At 72.2% G+C, this 23,562-nt stretch carries 19 protein-coding genes; 4 read left to right on the top strand and 15 right to left on the bottom strand.

Annotated elements, in window-relative coordinates:
* Positions 1-87 precede the first annotated feature (87 nt).
* The 4 genes from AMK27_RS25995 to AMK27_RS25980 form a co-directional block, all read right to left on the bottom strand.
* Positions 88-291: an acyl-CoA carboxylase subunit epsilon gene (locus AMK27_RS25995; protein WP_073912787.1), complete on the bottom strand. Its 204-nt coding sequence runs from the start codon at positions 289-291 to the stop codon at positions 88-90.
* A 14-nt stretch (positions 292-305) separates the two neighbouring features.
* Positions 306-1,889, bottom strand: coding sequence for an acyl-CoA carboxylase subunit beta (locus tag AMK27_RS25990; RefSeq protein WP_073912784.1), 1,584 nt, complete (start codon positions 1,887-1,889; stop codon positions 306-308).
* 274 nt (positions 1,890-2,163) lie between these two features.
* Entirely contained in the window at positions 2,164-6,105 is a 3,942-nt protein-coding gene (locus AMK27_RS25985) for an endo-alpha-N-acetylgalactosaminidase family protein (RefSeq protein ID WP_073912781.1), read from the bottom strand.
* A 131-nt stretch (positions 6,106-6,236) separates the two neighbouring features.
* Positions 6,237-6,746 (bottom strand): hypothetical protein, encoded by a 510-nt coding sequence (locus AMK27_RS25980; RefSeq protein WP_073912778.1) that lies wholly within the window; start codon positions 6,744-6,746, stop codon positions 6,237-6,239.
* A gap of 258 nt (positions 6,747-7,004) precedes the next feature.
* On the opposite strand from AMK27_RS25980, the gene AMK27_RS25975 reads away from it, so the two are divergent.
* Positions 7,005-7,616, top strand: coding sequence for a YceI family protein (locus tag AMK27_RS25975; RefSeq protein WP_073912775.1), 612 nt, complete (start codon positions 7,005-7,007; stop codon positions 7,614-7,616).
* An 84-nt stretch (positions 7,617-7,700) separates the two neighbouring features.
* On the opposite strand, the gene AMK27_RS42765 is transcribed toward AMK27_RS25975, so the two are convergent.
* Positions 7,701-7,844, bottom strand: a complete 144-nt coding sequence (locus AMK27_RS42765) for a hypothetical protein (protein ID WP_158076932.1) — start codon at positions 7,842-7,844, stop codon at positions 7,701-7,703.
* A gap of 12 nt (positions 7,845-7,856) precedes the next feature.
* Positions 7,857-9,074 (bottom strand): serine hydrolase domain-containing protein, encoded by a 1,218-nt coding sequence (locus AMK27_RS25970; protein WP_073912772.1) that lies wholly within the window; start codon positions 9,072-9,074, stop codon positions 7,857-7,859.
* A gap of 139 nt (positions 9,075-9,213) precedes the next feature.
* Here AMK27_RS25970 and dnaN point away from each other — a divergent pair, with 139 nt between their 5' ends.
* A complete protein-coding gene (dnaN, locus tag AMK27_RS25965) occupies positions 9,214-10,314 on the top strand; it encodes a DNA polymerase III subunit beta (protein WP_073912769.1) in 1,101 nt (366 codons plus the stop codon).
* Between the two features lie 47 nt (positions 10,315-10,361).
* Here dnaN and AMK27_RS25960 read toward each other — a convergent pair whose 3' ends face one another.
* The 5 genes from AMK27_RS25960 to AMK27_RS25940 form a co-directional block, all read right to left on the bottom strand.
* On the bottom strand, positions 10,362-11,717 hold the full coding sequence (locus AMK27_RS25960) for a hypothetical protein (protein WP_073912766.1): 1,356 nt from the start codon (positions 11,715-11,717) through the stop codon (positions 10,362-10,364).
* A 42-nt stretch (positions 11,718-11,759) separates the two neighbouring features.
* On the bottom strand, positions 11,760-13,376 hold the full coding sequence (gene cimA / locus AMK27_RS25955) for a citramalate synthase (protein ID WP_073912762.1): 1,617 nt from the start codon (positions 13,374-13,376) through the stop codon (positions 11,760-11,762).
* Positions 13,377-13,744: 368 nt separating this feature from the next.
* The gene (locus AMK27_RS25950; protein WP_073912759.1) at positions 13,745-15,094 is read right to left on the bottom strand and encodes an MFS transporter; all 1,350 of its coding nucleotides are present in this window, start codon (positions 15,092-15,094) and stop codon (positions 13,745-13,747) included.
* A gap of 177 nt (positions 15,095-15,271) precedes the next feature.
* Complete coding sequence (locus tag AMK27_RS25945) at positions 15,272-15,925, bottom strand: TetR/AcrR family transcriptional regulator (RefSeq protein ID WP_445194873.1); 654 nt, start codon at positions 15,923-15,925, stop codon at positions 15,272-15,274.
* Positions 15,926-15,964: 39 nt separating this feature from the next.
* A complete protein-coding gene (locus tag AMK27_RS25940; protein ID WP_073912757.1) occupies positions 15,965-16,981 on the bottom strand; it encodes an agmatine deiminase family protein in 1,017 nt (338 codons plus the stop codon).
* 197 nt (positions 16,982-17,178) lie between these two features.
* Between AMK27_RS25940 and AMK27_RS25935 the strand changes: the two genes are divergently transcribed.
* Positions 17,179-18,600, top strand: coding sequence for a cytosine permease (locus AMK27_RS25935; protein WP_073912754.1), 1,422 nt, complete (start codon positions 17,179-17,181; stop codon positions 18,598-18,600).
* Between the two features lie 82 nt (positions 18,601-18,682).
* Here the strand turns inward: AMK27_RS25935 and AMK27_RS25930 are convergent, their stop codons facing one another.
* From AMK27_RS25930 to AMK27_RS25920, 4 genes are all read right to left on the bottom strand, one after another.
* Entirely contained in the window at positions 18,683-19,771 is a 1,089-nt protein-coding gene (locus AMK27_RS25930; RefSeq protein WP_073912751.1) for a branched-chain amino acid aminotransferase, read from the bottom strand.
* A gap of 260 nt (positions 19,772-20,031) precedes the next feature.
* Entirely contained in the window at positions 20,032-21,072 is a 1,041-nt protein-coding gene (locus AMK27_RS25925; protein ID WP_073912748.1) for a 3-isopropylmalate dehydrogenase, read from the bottom strand.
* An 80-nt stretch (positions 21,073-21,152) separates the two neighbouring features.
* On the bottom strand, positions 21,153-21,284 hold the full coding sequence (locus AMK27_RS44205; RefSeq protein WP_260461862.1) for a hypothetical protein: 132 nt from the start codon (positions 21,282-21,284) through the stop codon (positions 21,153-21,155).
* Between the two features lie 240 nt (positions 21,285-21,524).
* Positions 21,525-22,424: a LysR family transcriptional regulator gene (locus AMK27_RS25920; RefSeq protein WP_073912745.1), complete on the bottom strand. Its 900-nt coding sequence runs from the start codon at positions 22,422-22,424 to the stop codon at positions 21,525-21,527.
* Between the two features lie 101 nt (positions 22,425-22,525).
* Between AMK27_RS25920 and AMK27_RS25915 the strand changes: the two genes are divergently transcribed.
* Positions 22,526-23,530: an MDR family NADP-dependent oxidoreductase gene (locus AMK27_RS25915; RefSeq protein WP_073912742.1), complete on the top strand. Its 1,005-nt coding sequence runs from the start codon at positions 22,526-22,528 to the stop codon at positions 23,528-23,530.
* Positions 23,531-23,562 lie beyond the last annotated feature (32 nt).

Genomic DNA, 23,562 nt, shown 5'->3' with positions numbered 1-23,562 from the left:
AGGGCCCGCAGACGGCGCGTGAGGGCCCGGGAGCGCGAAAGAGGGCCTGAACCCGGTCACACCGGGTTCAGGCCCTCTCTCGGACGCTCAGCGCCAGCTGTGCGGCGCGCGGAAGCCGTGCTCGCGCTCCAGGCGGCGCCAGCCGGCCGTGGTGCGGCCGCGGTGGCCCGCGGCGCTGTCCTCGTCGGACCGGGCGGCGGCACGGGCGAGCAGGACGGCCGTGATGGCCGCCAGCTCCTCGGGGTCGGCGTGGCCCTTCTCGACGCGGAGAAGGTTGGCAGGGGTTGTCACGTGGATGACTCCTCTTACTGAGGCGGGTTGCCGTGCTTGCGGGACGGCAGGTCGGCGTGCTTGGTGCGGAGCATCGCGAGGGACCTGATGAGCACCTGGCGGGTGTCGGCGGGGTCGATGACGTCATCGACCAGGCCGCGCTCCGCCGCGTAGTACGGGTGCATCAGCTCGGCCTTGTACTCCTTGACCATGCGGGCCCGCATGGCCTCGGGGTCCTCGGCCTCCGCGATCTGCTTGCGGAAGATCACGTTGGCGGCGCCTTCGGCGCCCATGACCGCGATTTCGTTGGTGGGCCAGGCGTACGTCAGGTCGGCGCCGATGGACTGGGAGTCCATGACGATGTACGCGCCGCCGTAGGCCTTGCGCAGGATCAGGCTGATCCGGGGCACGGTCGCGTTGCAGTACGCGTACAGCAGCTTCGCGCCGTGGCGGATGATTCCACCGTGCTCCTGGTCGACGCCCGGCAGGAAGCCGGGTACGTCCAGAAGGGTGATGATCGGGATGTTGAAGGCGTCGCACATCTGCACGAAGCGGGCGGCCTTCTCGGAGGCCTCGATGTCGAGGACACCGGCCAGCGTCTGCGGCTGGTTGGCGACGAGGCCGACGACCTGGCCGTCGAGGCGGGCCAGCGCGCAGATGATGTTGCGGGCCCAGCGCTCGTGGATCTCCAGGTAGTCGCCGTCGTCGACGAGCTCCTCGATGACCTTGTGCATGTCGTACGGGCGGTTGCCGTCGGCCGGGACCAGGTCGAGGAGGACCTCGGAGCGGCGGTCCGCCGGGTCCTCGGAGGCGACGGTCGGCGGGTTCTCGCGGTTGTTCTGCGGGAGCATCGACAGGAGGTAGCGGACCTCCGCGATGCAGGTCTCCTCGTCGTCGTACGCGAAGTGCGAGACACCGGAGACACCCGCGTGGACGTCGGCGCCGCCGAGGCCGTTCTGGGTGATCTCCTCACCGGTGACCGCCTTCACGACGTCCGGTCCGGTGATGAACATCTGCGAGGTCTCGCGGACCATGAAGACGAAGTCCGTCAGCGCCGGGCTGTAGGCCGCGCCGCCGGCGCACGGGCCGAGCATCACCGAGATCTGCGGGATGACACCGCTCGCGCGGGTGTTGCGCTGGAAGATGCCGCCGTAGCCGGCGAGCGCCGAGACGCCCTCCTGGATGCGGGCGCCCGCGCCGTCGTTCAGGGAGACCAGCGGGGCACCGGCCGCGATGGCCATGTCCATGATCTTGTGGATCTTCGTCGCGTGGGCCTCGCCCAGCGCGCCGCCGAAGATCCGGAAGTCGTGCGCGTAGACGAAGACCGTGCGGCCCTCGACCGTGCCCCATCCGGTGATCACACCGTCGGTGTACGGCTTCTTCGCCTCCAGGCCGAAGCCCTGGGCGCGGTGCCGGCGGAGCTGCTCGACCTCGCTGAAGGAGCCCGGATCGAGCAGCAGCTCGATGCGTTCGCGCGCCGTCAGCTTGCCCTTCGCGTGCTGGGCCTCGGTCGCGCGGTCACTCGGGCCGCGCAGGGCCTGCTCGCGCAGGACGTGCAGCTCGGCCACTCGGCCACGGGCGTCAGCGGGCTCGCTCGGGATCTGGTCCACAACGGTCATGTACCGACCCTACGAAGTCGGACAAGAAAACCCCGCAGTCGACTCCGTACAGTCTCCCGTGTCGATTCCTGGTGGGGCTGGACAGAACGACGAACTGTTCAGCACGAGTCAACAGCCAGGTACCCCTCGTGTTTGTAGGGGTTCAACATAGACCTCGGTGGGCCCGGATCCGTCGGGCCGACGCCGCCTCCGCTTCGCCCACAAGGTAGTCCATGGCGCCGAAGGGGCCCGCGCCCCCCGGAAGGGTCGCGGGCCCCGTGGCTCGTCTCCGGGGTCAGCCTCCGCAGTGGAAGCGGGCGCCGCCCCAGTCCGCGTGGTCGTTGCCGTTGCCGTCGCCGCTGTCGGAGACCACCAGATCGACCCAGGTGGCGCCGGTCACGTCGGCGGTGAGCGGCCAGGCCGCGTCCGAGGACCTGAGGACCGGGGACTTCACCCGCTCGGCGCCGTCGGCGAGGACGCTGAACTGGACGGAGCCCCGGCTGGTCTGGACGTCGTCCACCCCGACCTCGGCGGTGAGGGAGGTGCAGCGGCCGCCCAGGTAGTAGCGGACCTTCGCGGGCGCGTGGCTGCCCAGGCCCTTGGCGTACGTCACTCCCCCGATGCGCAGCGGGGAGCCGTCGCCGGTGCCGGTCTCACCGTTGGAGAGGTCGCGCTCGACGGGGCCCCAGCCGTTGGTGGCCGAGGTCCAGTCGAGATCGCTGGCCCAGCTGTCGGCGGTGGGCGGCGGGGGCAGCGTACGGACGGTGGTGGCGGCGGTGAGCTTCCGCTCCCCTCCCCCGAGGGCGTACGTGACGGAGGCGTCCAGGGTGTACGGCCGGTACGCCGCGTCCACCGGGGGCGTCACCTGCCAGGTCGCGGTGGCCTTCCCGCCCGGCGCGACCGCGCCCAGGGTGACGGGCGCGGCCGGTTCGGCGGTCCAGCCCGCCGGGAGGGTGAGCGCGGCCAGGGCGCCGGAGACCTCGGTGGCCTCGTCGTTGCCGAAGGTGGCGGTGACCTGGTTCGGGCGGCCGGGCTCCAGCGTCTCGGGGGCGGTGACGGCGAGCGTGCCGCAGGCGGCGCGTTCGGCGGCCGGGCCGAGGTCGGTGACGGTGAAGGCGTCGAGGACGAAGTCGGCGCCGTCGGGGGCGTCACCGCGCTTGCGCAGCCCGGTCCAGGTGTCGCCGCAGCCGGCGGTGACCGTCTCGGAGAAGTGCCCGCTGTCCCGCTGCTGTCCGATCGGGGTGCGGCGGGTCTCCACGGAGGTCCCGTTCGCCCGGTCGTAGCCGGTGATCCACTCGTACGCGCCCGCGTGGCTCGACCGGTAGTCGTACGCGACGCGGTAGGTGTGGCCGTCCTTCATGGGGACGGTCCAGGGCGCCGTCCGGTAGACGAGTCCGCTGTTCTCGTCGTGGGACTTGAGGGACTCGGCGCCGCCGATCACGTCGTCGATCAGCTTCCCGTTCCAGCCGGCCTGGGTGTAGGGGGCGTGGAGCTGGGCGATGTGGGTCCGCGGGTCGGTCGTACCGCCGGCGTCGCCCTTGAGGAAGGGGCCCCAGCCCTGGTCGACGGCTTCGAAGTCCTCGTACACCACGGTCCCGGGCCGGGTGGCGGGGTCGTTGGCGACGATCCGGACGTCGTCGATCCGGACGGTGGCGGCGCTGCCGCTCGCGGCCCGGACGCTCAGCTCGGTGCCGCCGTGGCGCGGGGCGGTGAAGGTGACCTTGGCGCGCTGGAAGCGGGTGCCGTTCCAGTCGGAGGCGGCGACCCGGTCCTGCAGCGAGGACCGTTCGACGGTGACGGACCGTCCGGCGACCGAGAGGGTGGTGGGGCGGGTGGCGCCGGGCTGGACCTCGATCAGGGCGGAGGCGGTGTACCGCTCGCCCGGGGTGAGGCCGGTGATCCGCTGGCCGACCGAGGCGGGGGCCGTGCCGGAGAGCTTCGCGCTGTTGCGGCCCTGCTCGTCGGTGTCGCGGGCGACGGTGCCGGTCCTGGTCCAGGAGCCGAGCTTCGCGTCGTTGAAGCCGGGGTCCTTCACCGGGGTGCCCTGGCCCCACTTCGGGGCGGGCTGCGCGGGGGCGCGGTCGGGGTGGAGGACGTAGGGCTGTCCGGCGACGGCGTCGAGGGTGATCCGCCCGCCGACGGGACGCACGGTGGCGGTCTTCACCCGGCCGTTGTCGGTGAGCTTGTACACCGTGTACGAGCGGGCGCCGGCCGGGACGGCCCAACTGGTGGTGCCGCCCGCCTTGTTGTAGTGGTAGAGCTTCTCGCCGCGGCCCTTCCCGTCGGACCAGGGGAGCAGGTAGTTCTCGCCGTCGAGGACCTTGCGGCCGTCCTCGTAGAAGGTGCGGCGGCCGTCCTCGACGGTGCCGCGGACCCCGCCGGTGAAGGTGATGTCGTTGCCGTTCCAGCGGGTGATCCGCTGCTGCTGGAGGTACTTGGCGGGGAGGTTCCGCTGCCAGATGTTGGCGGTGAAGTCGCTCCAGTCGGTCTCGCCGGTCCAGCCCTCGAAGTCGACGAGGGCGGTCTGGCCGAGGACCGGGTGGTTGTTCCAGACGTCCTTCTCGCCGTTGCGGATGAAGCGGACGATCTGCGAGTTGAGGCCCTTGTTGGTGGCGCCGCCGTAGTCGAGGTCGTTGGCCCAGTGGGACCAGAGGGAGGCGCGCTCGAACTTCTCGGACCACTCGGTGGCGACGTTCCAGCCCTGCGCCTGGACGGCCCTCATCGTCTCGTCGGCGATCCAGCCGTGGGTGTAGTAGACGTCGATGTAGAGGGTGGAGAGGTTGCGGTCGGTCTCGTCGCGCAGCTGCTGGAAGCGGCGGGCGAGGTCGCCGCTGTTGATGTCGCGGCGCTGGTCGATGTAGTAGCTCTGGTTGAGCCAGTTCCAGCCGGGCTTCGTCTTGTCGACGAGGGTCTCGCTGAAGTTCTTCGCCTCGGGGTACGACTCGGTGGCGTTGACGTGGACGCCGAAGTCCGCGCCCCACTTCCGGCCCTCCTCGAGGAGGACGTTGAGGTCCGTGAGGCCGCCGGCCCGCTTGTTGTAGTTGCCGCCGTAGTCGGGGTGGGCGGAGTCGTGGCCCTCGGAGCCGTACCCCTTGAGCAGCGCGAACTGGCCGAGTCCGTCGGTGGACAGCGAGATCCGCTTGACGTCGTCGAGGGTGCGCAGGAAGGGGTGGGTGGCCTGCGAGGCGAAGTTGAACGGAATGTGGGCGACGACCCGGTCGGGGGTGTCCTCGCTGCCGGGGGCCTTGATCCCGATCGTCCGGAAGGCGACGGCGCCGTCCTGCCAGTCGGTGGTGCCGTCGGCGTTGGCGTCGGGGGTCACGACGACCTTGGCCCAGGGCAGGCCGTCGCCGCTCGCCGGCTTCGGGGCGCCCTCGCCGCGGTAGGTCCACTGGCCGGACCAGACGCCGACGCGGGTCTCGGTGCCGGTGGCGGTGGCCTGCTTGCGGGCCTGGTGCCAGAAGCGGGCGCCGTCCCGGGCGGAGGCCCCGGTGGGCTTGTCGTAGCTGGAGTTGGACTCGACGGCCGCGGCGAGCCGCCCGGTGCTGACGATCGCGTAGCTCGCGCCCACCGGGGTGGTCTCGGCGGCGGTCGCGTCGGTGACCTGGGCGAAGACGTCGGCGGTACGGGTGGAGTCCGGGTCGAGCCGGGTGAAGGCGGTCGCGGCGCCGGCGTCCGAGGAGCCGACGGAGACCAGGTCGTGGCCCGGTATGTCGAGGGTGCCGACCCGGAAGCCCTCGGTGTCGCGAACGGCGGTCACCCGGAACGTGGTGGTCCGCCCGTCGACGCCGATCCGCGCGTCGATCTCGACGCCGGGCAGGTCGGGGAAGGCCAGGGTGTACGCGGCGGAGGACCCGGTCAGGACGGGGGCGCCCTTGGCCCGGACGTCATGGGCGGTGCCGTTGAGGACGATCTGCGTGACCGGGGCCGTACTGCCGAGGAGCCGGGCGCCGCTCGCGCGGTCGGTGTACGAGAGGACGCGGGGGAAGTCCTCGGCGACGGCCACGGAGAGCTGGCGGGAGGCGATGACGGGGCCGTCGGCGGCTGCGGCGCCTGATGCGGGGCTGCCTGATGCGGGGGTGCCGGCTGCCGCCGCGTCGGCGGCCGCGGGGACGGCTGCCGTGCCCCCGGCCGTGGCTCCCTCGGCCAGGGCGGGCCCGGCCAGGGCGAACACGGCGGAGGAAGCGACGGCGAGCGCACAGGCCGCACGGATTCTTCGCGAAGGGGGGAGGGACATGCGCTCTAGTTGGCCCCGCCCCGGCGGCACCGTCAACGAGATCGCGCCGCGTGGGGCCCTCCAGTCCAAGAACCCCCTTCGGTTAGTCCAAGTGACCGCCGAAGAGGGCTCTTTCGGGCCGGAACCGCCGGTCAGCAGCCGCCGCAGTTGTAGAAGGTCACGTCCCAGTGGTTGCCCTCGTCGGCGTAGACGTTGCCCGCGCCGGACTTCCACTGCGGGGCGCCGTCACCGCGGACGCCGATGTACGTGAACGTGTTCTTCACGTAGTTGGTGAGGCAGGTGGCCTTGCCGAAGTCGAGCTTGTAGCCGTTCCAGTGGGAGTACGTGCCGCTCGCGTGGCCGGTCTCGGTGCCGCCGGTGATGTTGAGGGCGCAGCCGCTGGCGCTCCTCAGGGTCTGGGCCCCCTGGGCGGTGGCCAGGTTGAGCTGGTCGAAGGACGTGCACGTGGCGACGTTGCGGTTGGAGCAGCCGCCGGACGAGGACCAGGTGATCCCGGAGGACCGGAACATCGAGGTCGCGGTGGCGTGGCTGATCTTCGTGACGGCGTGGGCCTGGCCCGCGGCGGTGAGGACGCCGACACCCGGCGCGAAGAGCGCGCCGAGGACGAGGGCGAGGGCGGTGAGGACGGAGCGGAGCTTCATGGGGTGCCTCCTGCTGATGACCGTGGCGGTGGGGACGGTGGTGCAGGTGGTGCTCTGGTGCTCTGGCGCGCTGCGCGCAGGGAGATGGTGCCGCAGTTCTACGCGCGTCCGCCAGAGGGCGTCGGGGCCCTGGTGGCGCCGTCCGGGTGAACATCTCGCAGAGATGTTGAAAGTTGAACGGAATGCGTCTACAGTCATTCTCGTTGAAGGTTCAACAAGAACCGCTCAGCACACGTCCCGATCAAGGAGCTGTCAGTCATGGGTATCTTCAACCGCAAGAGCACCGAGTCCGCCGTCGCCGTCGCCACCCTCCCCGTGGACCCGGCCCTGACCGCCCTGACCGGCGACTACGCCATCGACCCGGCGCACAGCAGCATCGGCTTCACCGTCCGTCACGCCATGGTCACCAACGTCCGCGGCACCTTCGCCGAGCACGAGGGCGTCCTGAAGCTGGACGGCACGAACCCGGACGCCTCCACCGCCTCGATCGACGTCAGGATCGCCTCGATCGACACGGGCATCGCCGACCGCGACGGCCACCTGCGCAGCGGCGACTTCTTCGACGCCGAGCAGTTCCCCCTCATGACGTTCCGCTCCCTGCACGCCCAGCAGCTGGGCGGCGACAAGTACCGGATCACCGGCGACCTGACCATCAAGGACGTCACGAAGCCGCTCGCGATCGACCTGGAGTTCAACGGCTCCGCGACGGACGTGTACGGCAACGAGCGCGTCGGCTTCGAGGGCTCCGCCGAGATCCTGCGCTCCGACTGGGGCCTGACCTGGAACGCGGCCCTGGAGACCGGTGGCGTGATGGTCAGCGACAAGGTCAAGCTGAACTTCGACATCTCCGCGATCAAGAACGCCGCCTGATCCCGAGCCCCGGGGCCTGAGACGGGGCCTGAGCCTGGACCCCCCTGGCCCAAGCCCGAGCCCGCCCCCGCCCCGCCCCCGACGTCACACGAGCGCGCCCGCCCTCCGCAGCAGCGGAAGGCGGGCGCTCGGCGTTGCGAGGAGCTCCGCGACGAGTGTCGTGTCGCCGGACTCCGCCGCGCGGCCGAGCCGCTTCACGTGGTCCGAGGGGTCGTCCTCTCGATGCATCGGGCGATCATGTCAAACGGCTCCTCCGGCCGGGCCGGAGGAGCCGTCCCGGCGCGCGGCCGCGGCGACCACCGCCGGGATCAGGCGGTCGTTCTCGGCGGCGCCGGGGCCTGCGGCGAAGCCGAAGCGGCGGCGGGCGTAGCTGTAGGCGAGGCCGGTGGCCGGGTCGGCGAAGGCCTGGGAGCCGGGGGCTCCGCTGTGGCCGACGGCGAGCGGGCTGAGCGCCGGGTGGCGGGTGGCCAGCGGGACGAAGCCGAGGCCGAAGGCGTTGGTCGAGCCGGTCACCAGGTCCTGGCCCGAGGAGTGGATCCGGGAGACCTCGGCCAGGATGTCCGGCTTCAGGAGCGGGGCGCGGCCGTCGAGCTCGCCGGCGACCGCCGCGTACATCCGCGACAGGCCGCGCGCGGAGCCGACGCCGCCGCCGGAGATCGGCGCCCGGGCCCGCACGGTACGGGAGTTGGCGTATCCGACGATGTCGAACGGCGGGTCCGCGTGGAAGTTGAACGCGACGGCCATGAGGCTGTCCGGGGCGATCGGGTTCTCCGCGAGGAGGGCCTGCTCGGCGGGTGTCGGCCGCATCGGCAGGGCCGTACGGAAGCGGGGTTCCAGCGCCTCGGGCAGGCCCAGGTAGTAGTCGAGCCCGTACGGGGCGCGGACCCGCTCCTCGAACAGTTCCTGGATCGTCCGGCCGGTGGCCCGCACGACGACCTCTCCGACGAGCGGGCCGATCACGAGGGCGTGGTAGCCGTGGGCGGTGCCGGGCTTCCAGAAGGGGCGCTGGCCCGCGAGCCGTGCGGCGACGGCCCGGTCGTCGGCGAGTTCCTCGGCGCTGAGGCCGTCGTCGGCGCCGATCACGCCGGACCGGTGGGCGAGCAGCTCCCGCAGGGTCAGCCCCTCCTTGCCCTCGGCGGCGAACTCGGGCCACCAGGAGGCGACTTCGCGGTCGAGATCGAGCACACCGTCCTGCACGAGCAGGGCGGTGACCAGGGCCATCGCACCCTTGGACGAGGAGTAGAGGCCGAGGAGCGAGTCCCCGTCGACCCCGTCGCCGCCCCAGAGGTCCACGACGAGCCGGCCGTGGTGATGGACGGCGAGCTGGGCTCCGCCGTCGCGCGCCTCGTTCGCCACGACGGTGGCGAACTCCTCGCGTACGGACTCGAATCCTGGCTCCACCGTGCCGTGGACCCGCACCGGGGCCTGCCCCTGGACCTGCGCCTGACCGTCACTCATCGCTTCACTGCCCCTGAACGTCGACGACCTGCCAGACGACTGCAACGACCGAGGGAGCGGTTCCCTTCCCGAGGCACCCGGGGACGGCCGCCCCCGCGGGTCGACGGCGTTGTCAGTGGTGGCGTCTAGCGTCGGCGGCATGGAATTCCGTATCGACAGCGGCGTGTTGACCGATGCCGTGGCCTGGGCCGCGCGCGTCCTGCCGGCCCGCTCCCCCATGCCCGTCCTCGGCGGTCTGCTCCTGGAGGCGGCGGACGGCCGTCTGCGGGTCTCCGGCCTCGACCACGAGGCCTCGGCGCGGGTCGAGGTCGAGGCCGACACGGACGTCGAGGGCCGGGCCCTGGTCCTGGGCCGCCGGCTGCTCGACATCTGCAAGGTGCTCCCCCGGGGCCTCACGGAGCTCTCCGTGGAGGGCGCCCGGCTCTCGGTCACCTCGGGCGACGCCCGCTTCGGCCTCTCCCTGCTGCCGCTGGACGACTACCCGGCGCCGCCCGCGCTGCCCGAGGTCCGCGGCCTGGTGGACGGGGGCGCCTTCGCCGCGGCGGTCGGCCAGGTGGCCGTGGCCGCGGGCCGGGACGACTCGCTGCCGGTCCTCACCGGGATACGGCTCGCGCTGGACGGCACGGCCATGACGCTCGCGGCCACCGACCGCTACCGCTACGCGGTCCGGACCCTGGAGTGGAAGCCGGAGGCGGACGGCGGCGGACCGGCCGACGTGGTCGTCCCGGCCCGGCGGCTCACCGAGATCGCCCGCTCCCTGGCGGGCGCGGGCCCGGCCCGGCTCGCCCTGGACGGCGGCTCGATCGGCTTCGAGAGCGACGGCCTGCGCACCACCACGCGTCTCCTGGACGGCCGCCTCCCCCGCCACGACAAGCTCTTCGCCCTCGGCGACCACGCCCTGGCCGCCACCGACCGGACCCCGCTGACCGAGGCCGTGAAGCGGGTCGCGGTCGTCGCCGAGGGCGACGGCCCGGTCCAGCTGACCTTCACCCCCACGTCGATCCACCTCCAGGCGGGCTACGAGGACGACGTGGCCTCCCAGCACCTCCCGGCCACCCTCACGGGCCCGGACACCCTCACGGTCGCCTTCAATCCCGGCTACCTCCTGGACGCCCTGAACACCCTGGACACCCCGGAGGTCCACTTCCACCTCCTGGGCCCGGGCCAGCGAGCCCTCCTCACCGACGGCCCGAACCCGACCCACCGCCACCTGCTGATGTCGGTGAAGCCGCTGGTCTGAGGCCCCGCCGGACCGCTGCCCGGCCCGAGGCCCCGCCGGACCCCGGGCTAGAACCCGCCCCCGCCGCCGAAGTCGCCGCCCCCGCCGAAGTCGCCGCCTCCGAAGCCGCCGCCTCCGTCGCCGAAGCCGCTGCCGCCGAAGTCGCCGGAGTCGAAGTCGGCGCCCGAGAAGTCGCCGCCCTGGAAGTCTCCGCCGCCGTACTCGGCCGCGTAGGCCGGGGTGGAGAGCATCGAGCCGAGGACGGTGCCCATCAGGAGGCCGGGGAGGAGGCCGCCGCCGAAGTAGCCGCCGGCCCAGGGGCCGTAAGCCGGGCCCGCCTCCCAGTAGGGGCGGCGGACGCCGTCCGCGTCGACCGTGCGGGCCATCGGGTCCAGGCCGTCGTCGAGGCGGGACGCGTCGGCGGCGCACACCGGGACCTGGCGGGCGGTGCCGCCGGCCGGGGTCCAGGTGCGGTCCTCGGTGGAGGGGCCGTGGCGCGGGTCGAAGAAGCAGGGGGCGCGGCGCTCGGGGAGCGGCCGGGACTCGCGGCGGGCGGCCAGGACGGCGAGCGAGTAGCGGCCGTCTTCCAGGGCCTCGGTGACCGCGCGGACGTCATGGGGCCGGCCGGCGGAGGCCATCAGGGACTTCGCCTTGTCGTACGCGTCGAGGGAGCGTTCGTAGTCGCCGCGCATGGCGTCGTCGGCGCCGGCCTCCGCGGGGTGGAAGTCGAGGCGTTCGAGTTCCTCGCCGAAGGCGGTGATGTCCTCGTCGACGACGACCCTGAGCTTGTCGAGGGCGGCGCGCTCCTCGGCCTCCTTGCGGAGCCGGTTGCGGCGGACGACCGTGTAGGCGCCCGCGCCTCCGGCGGCGACCACGGCGCCGAGGATCACCAGGCCGGCGACGGGCACGCCGTCGTCGGTGCCGACGGAGCCCCAGCCCGCGGGGGCGGAGCCGCGCAGGGTGGGCAGGGCCTGGTCGACGAAGTTGTCGAGTTCGGTGGCCGCGTCGACGCCCGGCTGGCGTACGGAGGTCACGAGGTTCCGTACGGCCTGCTCGGACATGACGGCGCGGTCGGCGCCCGCGTCGAAGCCGTCGCCGAGGCGGACCGCGTACAGGCCGGTGATGCCGGTCTGGGTCCGCAGGTTCGCCAGCAGGTCCTTCGGCGGGAACTGCGCGTTCGCGGGCAGGACCGCCACGAACAGGGGCTTGTCCGCGTCCTTGATCCTCTGGGCGAGGGCGTCCGCCTCGGACTTCGACAGCTGGTCGGCGGCGCCCGGGTCGACGTACACCGGGCCCTGTTTCAGGGCGGCGGCCGCGTCGGGGATCCCCGTGGCCCTGGCGCCCGCGGAGGGGGCCAGGGCCAGGAGCAGCAGCATCATCAGCCCGGCGAGGGCCGACAGGAGGGAAAGCGGCCTGGTCCTCATGGTTCGACGCTACCCGAAGCACGACAAACAAGACATAGAGGGCTACTCGGCGGGGTCGATCCCGGCGCGCAGCACTCCGTACGTGAAGGCGTCCTCCAGGGCCTGCCAGGAGGCGGCGATGACGTTCTCGCCGACGCCGACCGTCGACCACTCGCCGTTGCCGTCGCTGGTGGTGATCAGGACGCGGGTGGTGGACTCGGTGCCGTGGCGGCCCTCCAGGATGCGGACCTTGTAGTCGACCAGCTCGAACTTGGCGAGCTGCGGGTAGATCCGCTCCAGGGCGAGGCGCATCGCGCGGTCGAGGGCGTTGACGGGGCCGTTGCCCTCGGCGGTGGCGACGATTCGCTCGCCCTTGGCCCAGAGCTTCACCGTGGCCTCGTTGGCGTGGGTGCCGTCGGGGCGGTCCTCGACGATCGCGCGCCAGGACTCCGTACGGAAGTAGCGGCGGGCGCGGCCCTCGGCCTCCTCCCGGAGGAGCAGCTCGAAGGAGGCGTCGGCGGCCTCGTAGGTGTAGCCCTGGAGCTCGCGCTCCTTGACCCGCTCGACGACCCGGGCCACGAGCGCGCGGTCGTCGCCCAGGTCGACGCCGAGCTCCTTGCCCTTGAGCTCGATGGAGGCCCGGCCGGCCATGTCGGAGACCAGCATCCGCATGGTGTTGCCGACCAGCTCGGGGTCGATGTGCTGGTAGAGGTCGGGGTCGACCTTGATCGCGGAGGCGTGGAGCCCGGCCTTGTGCGCGAAGGCGGAGACGCCGACGTAGGGCTGGTGGGTGGAGGGGGTGAGGTTGACGACCTCGGCGATGGCGTGCGAGATCCGGGTCATCTCGGCGAGGGCGCCGTCGGGCAGCACCTTCTTGCCGTACTTGAGCTCCAGGGCGGCGACCACGGGGAAGAGGTTGGCGTTGCCGACCCGCTCGCCGTAGCCGTTGGCGGTGCACTGGACGTGGGTGGCTCCGGCGTCGACGGCGGCCAGGGTGTTGGCGACGGCGCAGCCGGTGTCGTCCTGGGCGTGGATGCCGAGGCGGGCGCCGGTGTCGGCGAGGACGGTGGCGACGACGGCCTGGATCTGGGCGGGGAGCATGCCGCCGTTGGTGTCGCAGAGGATGACGACGTCGGCGCCGGCCTCGGACGCGGCGCGGACGACGGCCTTGGCGTAGTCGGGGTTGGCCTTGTAGCCGTCGAAGAAGTGCTCGCAGTCGACGAAGACGCGGCGGCCCTGGGAGACCAGGTGGGAGACGGTGTCGCGGACCATCTCCAGGTTCTCTTCGAGGGTGGTGCGCAGTGCGAGCTCGACGTGCCGGTCGTGCGACTTGGCGACGAGCGTGACGACCGGGGCGCCGGAGTCGAGGAGGGCCCTGACCTGCGGGTCGACGGCGGCGTCGCCGCCCGGTCTGCGGGTGGCGCCGAAGGCGACGAGCTGCGCGTTCTTGAACGCGATCTCCTGGCGGGCGCGGGCGAAGAACTCCGTGTCGCGCGGGTTGGCCCCGGGCCAGCCGCCCTCGATGAAGCCCACGCCGAACTCGTCGAGGTGCCGGGCGATGGTCAGCTTGTCCGCGACGGTGAGGTTGATGCCTTCACGCTGCGCCCCGTCGCGCAGCGTCGTGTCGAAGACATGGAAGCTGTCGTCGAGGCGCTGGCTCTCGGCGTTCTCCGTGGTCATGACTGTGATGGCTCCTGTCGGATGTGGCTCCGGAAGGTCTGGATCCACTTGCCCCCATTCTCACGCGGCGTCCGCTTCCGGCGTGGGTGGGGCCGGAAAACGAAAAAACCCCTCGCGGGTGCGAGAGGTCTGCGCGCGGGTCTGGGGCACGGTGTCCACTGCCGCGGGGGTCGTGCCGCGATTCAGTGGCCACTGCGGACCGGCGCGCTGCTGCCGATAATCATCGTGGTAGCAAGCACGCCGGAAGTCTGACACAGGTGGCGGCCCGGCGGGACGGGGGTCTCACGATACGGGCAGCCGTTCGGGTGGCCTTCCGCCCCCGCGTTCACGCCACCGGCAGCCGTTCGGGAGACCCGTCGCCCCCGCGTTCACGCCACCGGCAGCCGCTCCGGCGAGCCGCCCGCCTGCCCGCGCTTCTCGCCGGAAACCCCGGCGCCGTCCGTCCCGACGCGGCCCAGGTCGATGTCCCTGGTCTCCCGCATCATGAGGTAGACGACCAGGGAGACGGCCGCGCAGCCCGCCACGTACCAGTAGAAGCCCGACTCGACGCCCGCGTCCTTGAACCAGAGGGCCACGTACTCGGCGGTGCCGCCGAAGAGCGCGTTGGCGACGGCGTACGGCAGGGCGACGCCGAGCGCGCGGATGCCGGTGGGGAAGAGCTCGGCCTTCACGCAGGCGTTGATGGAGGTGTAGCCGGTGACGACGACGAGCGCCAGCAGGGAGAGCCCGAGGGCGGGCCAGAAGGAGCCCGCGTGCTTGAGCATCGTCAGGATCGGCACGGTGAGGAGGGTGGAGCCGACCGCGAAGGTGATCAGGAGCGGGCGGCGGCCGATGCGGTCGGAGAGCCGGCCGGCCAGCGGCTGGAGGCAGGCGAAGACGATGAGGGCGCAGAAGGAGACCAGGGTCGCGGTCTGCTTGGGGAGGCCGGCGGAGTTGGAGAGGTACTTGGTGAGGTAGGTGGTGTACGTGTAGTACGCCACGGTGCCGCCCATGGTGAGGGCGACGACGAGGAAGGCCTCGCGCCGGTGCGCCCACAGGGCCTTGAGGGTGCCCTTCTGCTCGCTCGCGACCCCGTCGTCCGCGGTGGTCTCGTACACCTCCGTCTCCAGCATCGTGCGGCGCAGGTAGAAGACGACGGCCGCGCCGAGGGCGCCGATGACGAACGGGATGCGCCAGCCCCAGCTGTGCAGGGCCTCGGCGGACAGGGTGTGCTGGAGGACGAGCAGCAGGCCGAGTCCGAGGATCTGGCCGGCGGTCATCGACACGTACTGGAAGCTGGAGGCGAAGCCGCGGTGCTCCGGGGCCGACGCCTCGGTGAGGTAGGTGGCGCTCGCGGCGTACTCGCCGCCGACGGAGAGCCCCTGGAGGAGGCGGGCGACCAGGAGGACGGCGGCGCCGCCGTATCCGGCGACGGAGTAGGTGGGCGCGACCGCGATGAGGAGCGCGGAGGCGGACATCAGGGTGACGGTCAGGGTGAGGGCCGCCTTGCGGCCCTTGCGGTCGCCGACCCGGCCGAGGAGCCAGCCGCCGACGGGCCGCATGAAGAAGCCGACGGCGAAGATGCCGGCGGTGTTCATGAGTTTGGCGGTGTCGTTGCCCTCGGGGAAGAAGGCCCCCGCGAAGTAGGTGGCGAAGCTCGCGTACACGAACCAGTCGAACCACTCGACCATGTTGCCGGCGGAGCCGACCCAGATCTTCTTCCAGTGCTCTCGTCCCATGGACCGGAACCGTGCCGGAGGTGGTGCCGGGGCAACAAGGGTGTAGCGGGCAACGATCCCGTGTACTTACGTGCGTTGCGGTCACGGCGCGCGGCGGCGCGGAACCGGCACGGCGGCCCGCACGGAACCGGCACCACGGCAGGCGCGGAACCGGCGCCGGGACCCGCGCCCCTGCGGCTACGGTCGCGCCAGCAGGTCCTGCTCGATGAACTCGCCCACGTGTGCCAGGACTTGCTCACGTCCGGTGCCCGGCACACCCACCGCGACGTGCACGCTGAAGCCGTCCAGGAGTGCCCTCGTACGGGTGGCGAAGCGGTCCGGGTCGACGGCGCGGAACTCCCCGCGCGAGACGCCCTCGGCCAGGATCGCGACCAGGTCCCGGTGCCAGGCGCCCTCGATGGCGGCCTGGCGGATCCGGGCGTCGGCGTCGGCGTTCTGCGAGCGGTTCCAGACCTCCAGCCACAGGATCCAGTGCGGATCGCGCGGCCCTTCGGGCACGTACACGTCGACGTACCCGTCGAGCCGCTCGCGCGCGGTCCCCGGCCGGGAGAGCAGTGCGCTCCGCCGGGCGCCGAGGCGCCCCTCGCTCCACTCCAGGGTCTGCAGCAGCAGCTCGTCCTTGGTGCGGAAGTAGTAGAGGAGGTGCCCGCTGCTCATCCCGACCTGCCGCCCGAGCCCGGCCATGGTCAGCCCGTCGAGCCCGCGCTCGGCAATGGTGCCCATGGCCGCGGCGAGCAGCTCCTCACGGGGAGGGGCGGCCTGGTTGCGCCGGCGCGTCGGGGCGGCCGGGGCGGCGGCGCCGGTGGGGCGGGAGGGGTCGGAGGGGTCCATACGGGTCACTCGTACGTTCTACCTCATCCCCTCCCCGCCTCAGACCCGCGGCTGCTGCTGGGTGATGCAGTGGATGCCGCCCCCACCTGCGAAGATCGTGCGCGCGTCGACCAGTACGACCTCGCGTTCCGGGAAGAGGCGGCGGAAGATCTCGGCCGCCAGTTCGTCGTGCGGGTCGTCGAAGGCGCAGAGGACCACGCCGTCGTTGCACAGGTAGTGGTTGATGTACGAGTAGTCGACCCAGTCGCCCTCCTCGTCCTTGAGGACGGTCGGGGCCGGGATCTCGACGACCTCCAGGGGGCGGCCCTGGGCGTCGGTCTGGCCGCGCAGGATGTTCACGTACATCCGGGAGCGCTCGTAGTCGGGGTGGGCCGGGTCCTGCTGACTGTGGACGAGGACCGTGCCGGGGCGGGCGAAGGCCGCGACGATGTCGACGTGGCCCTGGGTGCCGTAGAGGCCGTAGTCGCCGCTGAGGCCGTGCGGGAGCCAGATCGCCTTCGTCGTGCCGAGCTTGGCGTGGATCTCCGCCTCGACCTGCTCGCGGGTCCAGCCGGGGTTGCGGCCGGCGCCGAGCTGGACGGTGTCGGTCAGCAGGACCGTGCCCTCGCCGTCGACGTGGATCGCGCCGCCCTCGTTCACCAGGGGCGAGGAGAGGACGGGGACGCCCGCCGCGTCGGCGACATGGCGGGCGATCTTCGAGTCGTGCTCCCAGCGGGCCCAGTCCTGGCCGCCCCAGCCGTTGAACACCCAGTCCACGGCGGCCAGTTCGGTGCCGTCGGTGACGAAGGTCGGGCCGATGTCCCGCATCCAGGCGTCGTCGAGGTCGCGCTCGACCAGGTCGACGTCCGCACCGACGAGGGCGCGGGCCGACTCGGTGTCGCCGGGCGCCACCACCAGCGTGACGGGCTCGAAGCGGCGTACGGCGCGGGCCACGGACGCCCAGGCCGCGCGGGCCTCGGCCAGCTCGTCGGGGTTGGTGAAGGTGGGGTTGGGGCTGGGCCAGGCCATCCAGGTGCGCTCGTGCGGCGTCCACTCGGCGGGCATGCGGTAGGTCATGGTGTCAGGTCCTAGGAGCTGGAGGAACGCGCGGAACGGTAGGAGTCGAGGCGTGGGAGCACCCCCTGTTTGAGTGCCACTCTAAATGTTGAGAGGCTTTCTTCCAAGCATTGACGTGGGGTACAGGCTGAGGTCACATTGAGCGTCACTCTAAAAGTCCCCGCCACAGCCACCGCTCCCGTCCCCCAGGAGTCCCCATGCCGATAGAACAGCGCGGAGTCGACACCGTCCCCGAGGCCGAACGCACCAGCGGCCCCCGGGATCTCGTCGCGATCCTGCTCGGGTCCAACCTCTGTCTGGGGGTGATCGTCTTCGGCTGGCTCCCGGTCTCCTTCGGGCTCGGGCTCTGGGCCTCGGTGACCTCCGTCGTCGCCGGCACCCTCGTCGGCGTCGCGGTCACCGCCCCGCTGGCCCTCGTGTCGCTCCGTACCGCCACCAACCTCTCCACCTCCTCCGGCGCCTTCTTCGGCGTCCGGGGCCGGCTGGTCGGCTCGGTGGTCGGACTGCTGCTCTCCCTCGGATACACCGCGCTGACCCTCTGGATCGGCGGAGACGTCATGGTGGGGACGCTCGCCCGGCTGGTCGGCCTGCCGACCGGCGGCGCCACGCACGCCGCCGTCTACGCGCTGCTCGCCGCCTGCACCGCGGTCGCCGCGGTGTACGGCTACCGGCTGCTGCTCAAGCTGAGCAAGGCGCTCGCCGTCGTCATGACCGTGCTCCTGGCCGTCGGACTCCTCGCGTACGCCGGGGACTTCACGACGGCGGCGGTGCCGGACACCCCGTACCTGCTCGGCTCGTTCTGGCCGACCTGGCTGCTCTCGGCGGTGGCGGCGGGCCTCAGCGGACCGGTCGCCTTCATCACCCTGCTCGGCGACTACACCCGGTACGTCTCGCCCGAGCGGCACAGCTCCCGGTCCGTGTGGCGGGCCACCTGCCTCGGCCTGGTCGTCGGACTGCTGGTCCCCCAGCTCTTCGGCACGTTCACGGCGCTCGCCGCCCGCGGCGGGCTCGACTACGCGGGACCGCTGGTCGCCGCCTCGCCCGCCTGGTACCTGCTGCCGCTGCTCGTCGCGGCCACCGCCGGATCCGTAGGCAACGCCGGACTGATGCTGTACTCGATGGGCCTGGACCTGGACGCGATCCTGCCCCGGGCCACCCGGGCCCGCGCCACGCTCGTGGTCGCGGCGGTGGCGACCGGCTTCGTCTTCCTCGGGCACTTCGCCTCGGACGCCCAGTCGGCGATGACCTCGTTCGTCCTGCTCCTCACGGCGATCGGCACCCCGTGGGCGGTGATCACGCTGATCGGCCATGTGCGCTGCCGGGGCTCGTACGACCCGGAGGCGCTCCAGGTCTACAACCGGCGCTCGCGCGGCGGGATCTACTGGTTCTCGGCGGGCTGGCACCCGCGCGCCACCGCCTCCTGGGCGATCGGCGCCGCCGTCGGCCTCGCCGCCGTGTCGACCCCGATGTACGAGGCACCACTGCTGGCCCTGACGGGCGGGATCGACTGCAGCTTCGTGCTGTCGGGGCTCGTGGGCGGCACGCTGTACGCGGTCCTGACGCCGAACAGGGCCCCCGGGACCGTGACGGCCCCGGAAGCCCTGGCGCAGGCGGAGTAGGTACCGGACCGAGCAGGTACGGGCACCCGGTAGGAATGGCTGAGCCGGTACCCGCCCGGGCAGGTACCGGCCCCGGCGGGTACTAGCCCAGCTCGTGCATCCAGCCGTGGACGTCCTCGGCCTTGCCGGTCTGGACGGCGAGCAGCGCGTCGCGCAGCTTCATCGTGACCTCGCCGGGCTCGCCGCCCGACTGCCGCCACTCGCCCCGCTCGGACTTGACCGTGCCGACCGGGGTGATCACGGCGGCGGTGCCGCAGGCGAAGACCTCGGTCAGGGTGCCGTTGGCGCTGTCGGCCTGCCACTGGTCGATGGAGACGCGGCCCTCCTCCGGCTCCAGACCGAGGTCCGCCGCCAGCTTGAGCAGCGAGTCACGGGTGATGCCGGCGAGCAGCGAACCGGTGAGGGTGGGGGTGACGAGCTTGTTCCCGTACACGAAGTACAGGTTCATGCCGCCGAGTTCCTCGACCCACTTGTGCTCCACGGCGTCGAGGTAGGCGACCTGGTCGCAGCCCTTCTCGGCGGCCTCGGCCTGCGCGAGCAGCGAGGCCGCGTAGTTGCCGCCGGTCTTGGCGTCGCCGACGCCGCCGGGGACGGCGCGGACGCGGTTCTCCGAGAGCCAGATGGAGACGGGCTTCACGCCGCCGGGGAAGTACGGGCCGGCCGGGGAGGCGATGACGACGAAGAGGTACTCGTTGGCCGGGCGGACGCCCAGGCCGACCTCGGTCGCGATCATGAACGGACGCAGGTAGAGCGAGGCCTCGCCGCCGTGCGCCGGGACCCACGCCTTGTCCTGCTGGACGAGGACGTCGCAGGCCTCGACGAAGGTCTCGACGGGCAGCTCGGGCATGGCGAGCCGGCGGGCGGAGGCCTGGAAGCGGCGGGCGTTGGCGTCGGGACGGAAGCTGGCGACCGAGCCGTCGGGACGGCGGTAGGCCTTCAGGCCCTCGAAGATCTCCTGCGCGTAGTGCAGGACGTTGGTCGCCGGGTCCAGGGAGAGCGGACCGTACGGCACGAGCTGGGCGTCGTGCCAGCCCCGGCCCTCGGTCCACCGGATGGTGACCATGTGGTCGGTGAAGTGGCGGCCGAATCCCGGGTTGGCCAGGATCGCCTCGCGCTCCGCGGCGGACAGCGGGCTGGAGGAGGGCTTGAGCTCGATCGTGGGCGTCGTCATGAGTGCGTGTCCTTCACCGGTTGTGTGGGTAGGACCGCGCGCGCACGCCACTGTCGGAGACTGCTTCGTCCCTGACGAGGTGGACGTCCGAGCATGCCCGCATGGCACGGCCCCACGTCCGATTATCGCTCGCGGGGACCGGTGCGGGAAACGGGTGAGCGCGGTCCTGGGTTCGATGGGGGCACCCGGGGCCGCGCAGAAGTCAGCCGCCGGGCGCTGTGGCGACCCGGCGGCTGCTGTGGGATGTCAGTCCGGCCGGGTCAGCTGGCTACTCGCGCGGCGAGCGCGTCGCCGATCTCGTCCGTCGTGCGGACGCTGTCGCCGCGCTCGGTGAGGTCGGCCGCGACGGCCTCCTCGACCCGGGCGGCCTCGGTCTCGTAGCCGAGGTGGCGCAGCAGGAGGGCGACGGAGAGGACGGTGGCCGTGGGGTCGGCCTTGCCCTGACCCGCGATGTCCGGCGCGGAGCCGTGGACCGGCTCGAACATGGACGGGAACGCGCCGCTCGGGTTGATGTTGCCCGAGGCGGCGACGCCGATGCCGCCGGAGACGGCCGCGGCGAGGTCGGTGATGATGTCGCCGAAGAGGTTGTCGGTGACGATCACGTCGAAGCGGGCCGGGTCGGTGACGAGGAAGATCGTCGCGGCGTCGACGTGCAGGTAGTCGGTGGTCACCTCGGGGAACTCGGCGGCGACCTTGTGGAAGGTGTCCGTCCAGAGGTGGCCGGCGAAGGTCAGCACGTTGTTCTTGTGGACCAGCGTGAGCTTCTTGCGCGGGCGGGCCTGGGCACGGGCGAAGGCGTCGCGGACGACCCGCTCGACACCGAAGGCGGTGTTGACCGAGACCTCGGTGGCGACCTCGTGCGGGGTGCCCTTGCGGATGGTGCCGCCGTTGCCGGTGTACGGGCCCTCGGTGCCCTCGCGGACCACGACGAAGTCGATCTCGGGCTGCCCGGCGAGCGGCGTGGCCACGCCGGGGAGCAGCTTCGAGGGACGCAGGTTCACGTGGTGGTCGAAGGCGAAGCGGAGCTTCAGGAGGAAGCCGCGCTCCAGGACGCCGGAGGGGACCGACGGGTCGCCGATGGCGCCGAGCAGGATGGCGTCGTGCTTCTTGAGGGAGTCGAGGTCGGCGTCGGTGAGGGTCTCACCGGTGGCGTGGTAGCGCTTGGCGCCGAAGTCGTACTCCTCGGTCTCCAGCTTCACGTCCTGGGGAAGGACGGCCGCGAGGATCTTGAGGCCCTGGGCCACGACCTCCTGGCCGATGCCGTCGCCGGGAATGACTGCGAGATTGATGCTGTGAGACATGTCGGCACCCTACTCTTCGTCCCATCGTCTGACACGTCACGTCCATCATGTGGACGAAGCGCCATTCGGGTGACGGTGTGTCAGTGGCCGGTGGAGCCGCCGTTGTCACGGCGGTCGAGGGCGCGCTGGAGGGCGGCGGCGGCGTTCTGGCGGGCCTCGTCGCTGGGACGGTTGGCCGAGTGGCGGACGCGGCGGGCGGTCTGAGTTGCCATGAGGGATCGACTCCTTGAGATCAGTGGTGATCCGAAGTTGCGGAGATCAGTGGTGATCGAAGGTGCCGGCAGGGGCGGGGAGCGCCGCCGCAGGGGTTGCCTGCACAGGGCGTCGCGCTCTCGACCGCCATTCGCTGATGAAGCGAGACGTTCGGCTTCTACAAAGCTAGGGCAGGTCCTCTCATCTGTCTCCACAATTACTCGGACTTCCTACTATCTGAGACGGCGTGGAACTGCGCGTCAGCCCGCGATGGCCCGCAGCTCCCGGATCAGGGCCCGTACGGCGAGGGAGGAGGCCAGTTCAGGGGTGGTGACGTAGCCGACCGAACGGGTCGGGCGCTCCGGGCCGAGATCGGTGATCTCGACCGAGGGCGGTGCTCCGACCAGGGACAGCTCCGGCATGACCGCCATCCCGAAACCGGTGCTCACCATCGAGAGCACCGCTCCGTCGTCCTCGGCCTGGACGGTCGCCGGCGGCAGCCACTCCTGCCCGGCCCACCACTCACGCGTGTACGAGGTGCAGTTCTCCGTCCAGTCGATCAGCGGGAGCGACCGGGGCGCCGGATGCCCCGCCGGGTGCACCAGCGCGTACCCCTCCTCCACCAGGACGCCGCCGACCAGCTCCGGTGGCACCGGCGAGGTCGTGCCGAGCGTGGCGATCCCGAGGTCGGCCCGCCCGTCCAGCACCTCACCGGCCGTGCCGCGCCCCACCTCCCGCACGATCCGCACCTCGGGCACGATCCCCGGATGCCGCTCCGTCAGGCGCCCCAGGGCACGCGGCAGCAGATGGAGCGCCGCGCTGCGGAAGGCCGCGATCCGCAGCGGCCCGGCGAGGACCCCGGCCCCCGGTCCGCGCCCGGCTCCCGCCGCCGACGCCGTGGCGCGCACCTCGGAGCCCATCACCTCCAGGAGCCGCAGGACCCGCCGCGCGTACCCGAGGGCCGCCTCCCCCGCGGGCGTCGGGGACGCGCCGGACCGGCCGCGGTCGAAGAGGACCGCGCCCAGCCTGCGTTCGCTGCCCCGCACCGAGTGGGAGACGGCGGACTGGGTCATGCCGAGCGCGACGGCGGCGGCCGAGAAGCCCCCCTCGTCCGCGACGGCGACGAGGACCCGCAACTCGCGGGGCGCGAGATCGGTCATGAGGGCTCCCACCTGGTTCTATGAGCGACTTTCATGGATGAGCCGCGGTCATCGACGCTACCCCCTGCCCGGCCGCCGGATTCCCTCCTACGGTCTGCGGCATGACGAACGACACCATGATCACCGTCCGGCAGACCGCCCGCCCGAACGGGTTCCCCACCCCCGACCTCTTCGCCTTCGTCGAGTCCCCGGTCCCCGCGCCGGAGCCCGGTACCGCCCTCGTCGAGAACCTCCTGTGGTCGGTCGACCCGTACCACCGCGAGGCGATGGACTCGGACGAGATCTGGACCCTGGACTCCCCCATGGAGGGCCGCACCCTGGGCCGGGTCCTCGACTCCCGCGACCCCGCGCTGCGGCCGGGCGACCTGGTCCTGCACCGCCGGGGCTGGCGGACCCACTCCGTGGTGTCCCCGGCCGAGGCCCGCAAGGTCCCGGACCTCGGCCCCGGCGTCCCGCTCGCCGCGCATCTGAGCCTGCTCGGCGGTACGGGCCTGTCGGCCTTCGTCGGCCTGACCCGGATCGCGCGGCTCCAGCCGGGCGAGGACCTGTTCGTCTCGGCGGCGGCGGGCGGGGTGGGCACGGCGGCGGGCCGGATCGCCCGGCTGCTGGGCGCGGGACGGCTGGTGGGCAGTGCGGGGTCGGCGCGGAAGGTGGCGTACCTGACGGAGCGGGTCGGCTTCGACGCGGCCTTCGACTACCACGAGGGCCCGGTCCCCGAACTGCTCGCGAAGGCGGCGCCGGACGGCCTCGACGCCGTGCTCGACGGGGTGGGCGGCGACCATCTGGAGGCGGCGATCGGCGCGCTGCGCCCGTTCGGGCGGATCGCCTGGGTCGGCGCCGTGGGCCAATACCACTCGCTCTCCGCTCCCCCGCCGGCCCCGCGCAACCTCTTCGACGTCGTCGGCAAGAGCATCCGGCTCGAGGGCTTCCTGGTCCGCGACCACGCGGACGCCCTCGACGAGCTGTACGACCTGGCCGTCCCGCGCCTGCGCGAGGGGTCGCTACCCCTGGACGTGACGGTGGTGGAGGGCTTCGAGCACATCGTGAGCGCGTTCCTGGGGATGCTGCGCGGCGAGAACCTGGGGAAGATGCTGGTCGCGCGGTGAGCTCGGGGCACTCGGGGCACTCGGCGAACTCA

It is taken from the genome of Streptomyces sp. CB02009, assembly GCF_001905825.1.
Classification (GTDB): domain Bacteria; phylum Actinomycetota; class Actinomycetes; order Streptomycetales; family Streptomycetaceae; genus Streptomyces.
The sequence above is the reverse complement of the archived record's forward strand: the minus strand, read 5'-3'. Positions and strand labels throughout refer to the sequence as shown.

Bases quoted from the DNA above. Each gene is read 5' to 3' on its own strand.
- AMK27_RS25990 (WP_073912784.1), bottom strand. From the start codon at position 1,889: ATGACCGTTGTGGACCAGATCCCGAGCGAGCCCGCTGACGCCCGTGGC.
- AMK27_RS25985 (WP_073912781.1), bottom strand. From the start codon at position 6,105: ATGTCCCTCCCCCCTTCGCGAAGAATCCGTGCGGCCTGTGCGCTCGCC.
- AMK27_RS25980 (WP_073912778.1), bottom strand. From the start codon at position 6,746: ATGAAGCTCCGCTCCGTCCTCACCGCCCTCGCCCTCGTCCTCGGCGCG.
- AMK27_RS25975 (WP_073912775.1), top strand. From the start codon at position 7,005: ATGGGTATCTTCAACCGCAAGAGCACCGAGTCCGCCGTCGCCGTCGCC.
- AMK27_RS42765 (WP_158076932.1), bottom strand. From the start codon at position 7,844: ATGCATCGAGAGGACGACCCCTCGGACCACGTGAAGCGGCTCGGCCGC.
- AMK27_RS25970 (WP_073912772.1), bottom strand. From the start codon at position 9,074: ATGAGTGACGGTCAGGCGCAGGTCCAGGGGCAGGCCCCGGTGCGGGTC.
- dnaN (WP_073912769.1), top strand. From the start codon at position 9,214: ATGGAATTCCGTATCGACAGCGGCGTGTTGACCGATGCCGTGGCCTGG.
- AMK27_RS25960 (WP_073912766.1), bottom strand. From the start codon at position 11,717: ATGAGGACCAGGCCGCTTTCCCTCCTGTCGGCCCTCGCCGGGCTGATG.
- cimA (WP_073912762.1), bottom strand. From the start codon at position 13,376: ATGACCACGGAGAACGCCGAGAGCCAGCGCCTCGACGACAGCTTCCAT.
- AMK27_RS25950 (WP_073912759.1), bottom strand. From the start codon at position 15,094: ATGGGACGAGAGCACTGGAAGAAGATCTGGGTCGGCTCCGCCGGCAAC.
- AMK27_RS25945 (WP_445194873.1), bottom strand. From the start codon at position 15,925: ATGGACCCCTCCGACCCCTCCCGCCCCACCGGCGCCGCCGCCCCGGCC.
- AMK27_RS25940 (WP_073912757.1), bottom strand. From the start codon at position 16,981: ATGACCTACCGCATGCCCGCCGAGTGGACGCCGCACGAGCGCACCTGG.
- AMK27_RS25935 (WP_073912754.1), top strand. From the start codon at position 17,179: ATGCCGATAGAACAGCGCGGAGTCGACACCGTCCCCGAGGCCGAACGC.
- AMK27_RS25930 (WP_073912751.1), bottom strand. From the start codon at position 19,771: ATGACGACGCCCACGATCGAGCTCAAGCCCTCCTCCAGCCCGCTGTCC.
- AMK27_RS25925 (WP_073912748.1), bottom strand. From the start codon at position 21,072: ATGTCTCACAGCATCAATCTCGCAGTCATTCCCGGCGACGGCATCGGC.
- AMK27_RS44205 (WP_260461862.1), bottom strand. From the start codon at position 21,284: ATGGCAACTCAGACCGCCCGCCGCGTCCGCCACTCGGCCAACCGTCCC.
- AMK27_RS25920 (WP_073912745.1), bottom strand. From the start codon at position 22,424: ATGACCGATCTCGCGCCCCGCGAGTTGCGGGTCCTCGTCGCCGTCGCG.
- AMK27_RS25915 (WP_073912742.1), top strand. From the start codon at position 22,526: ATGACGAACGACACCATGATCACCGTCCGGCAGACCGCCCGCCCGAAC.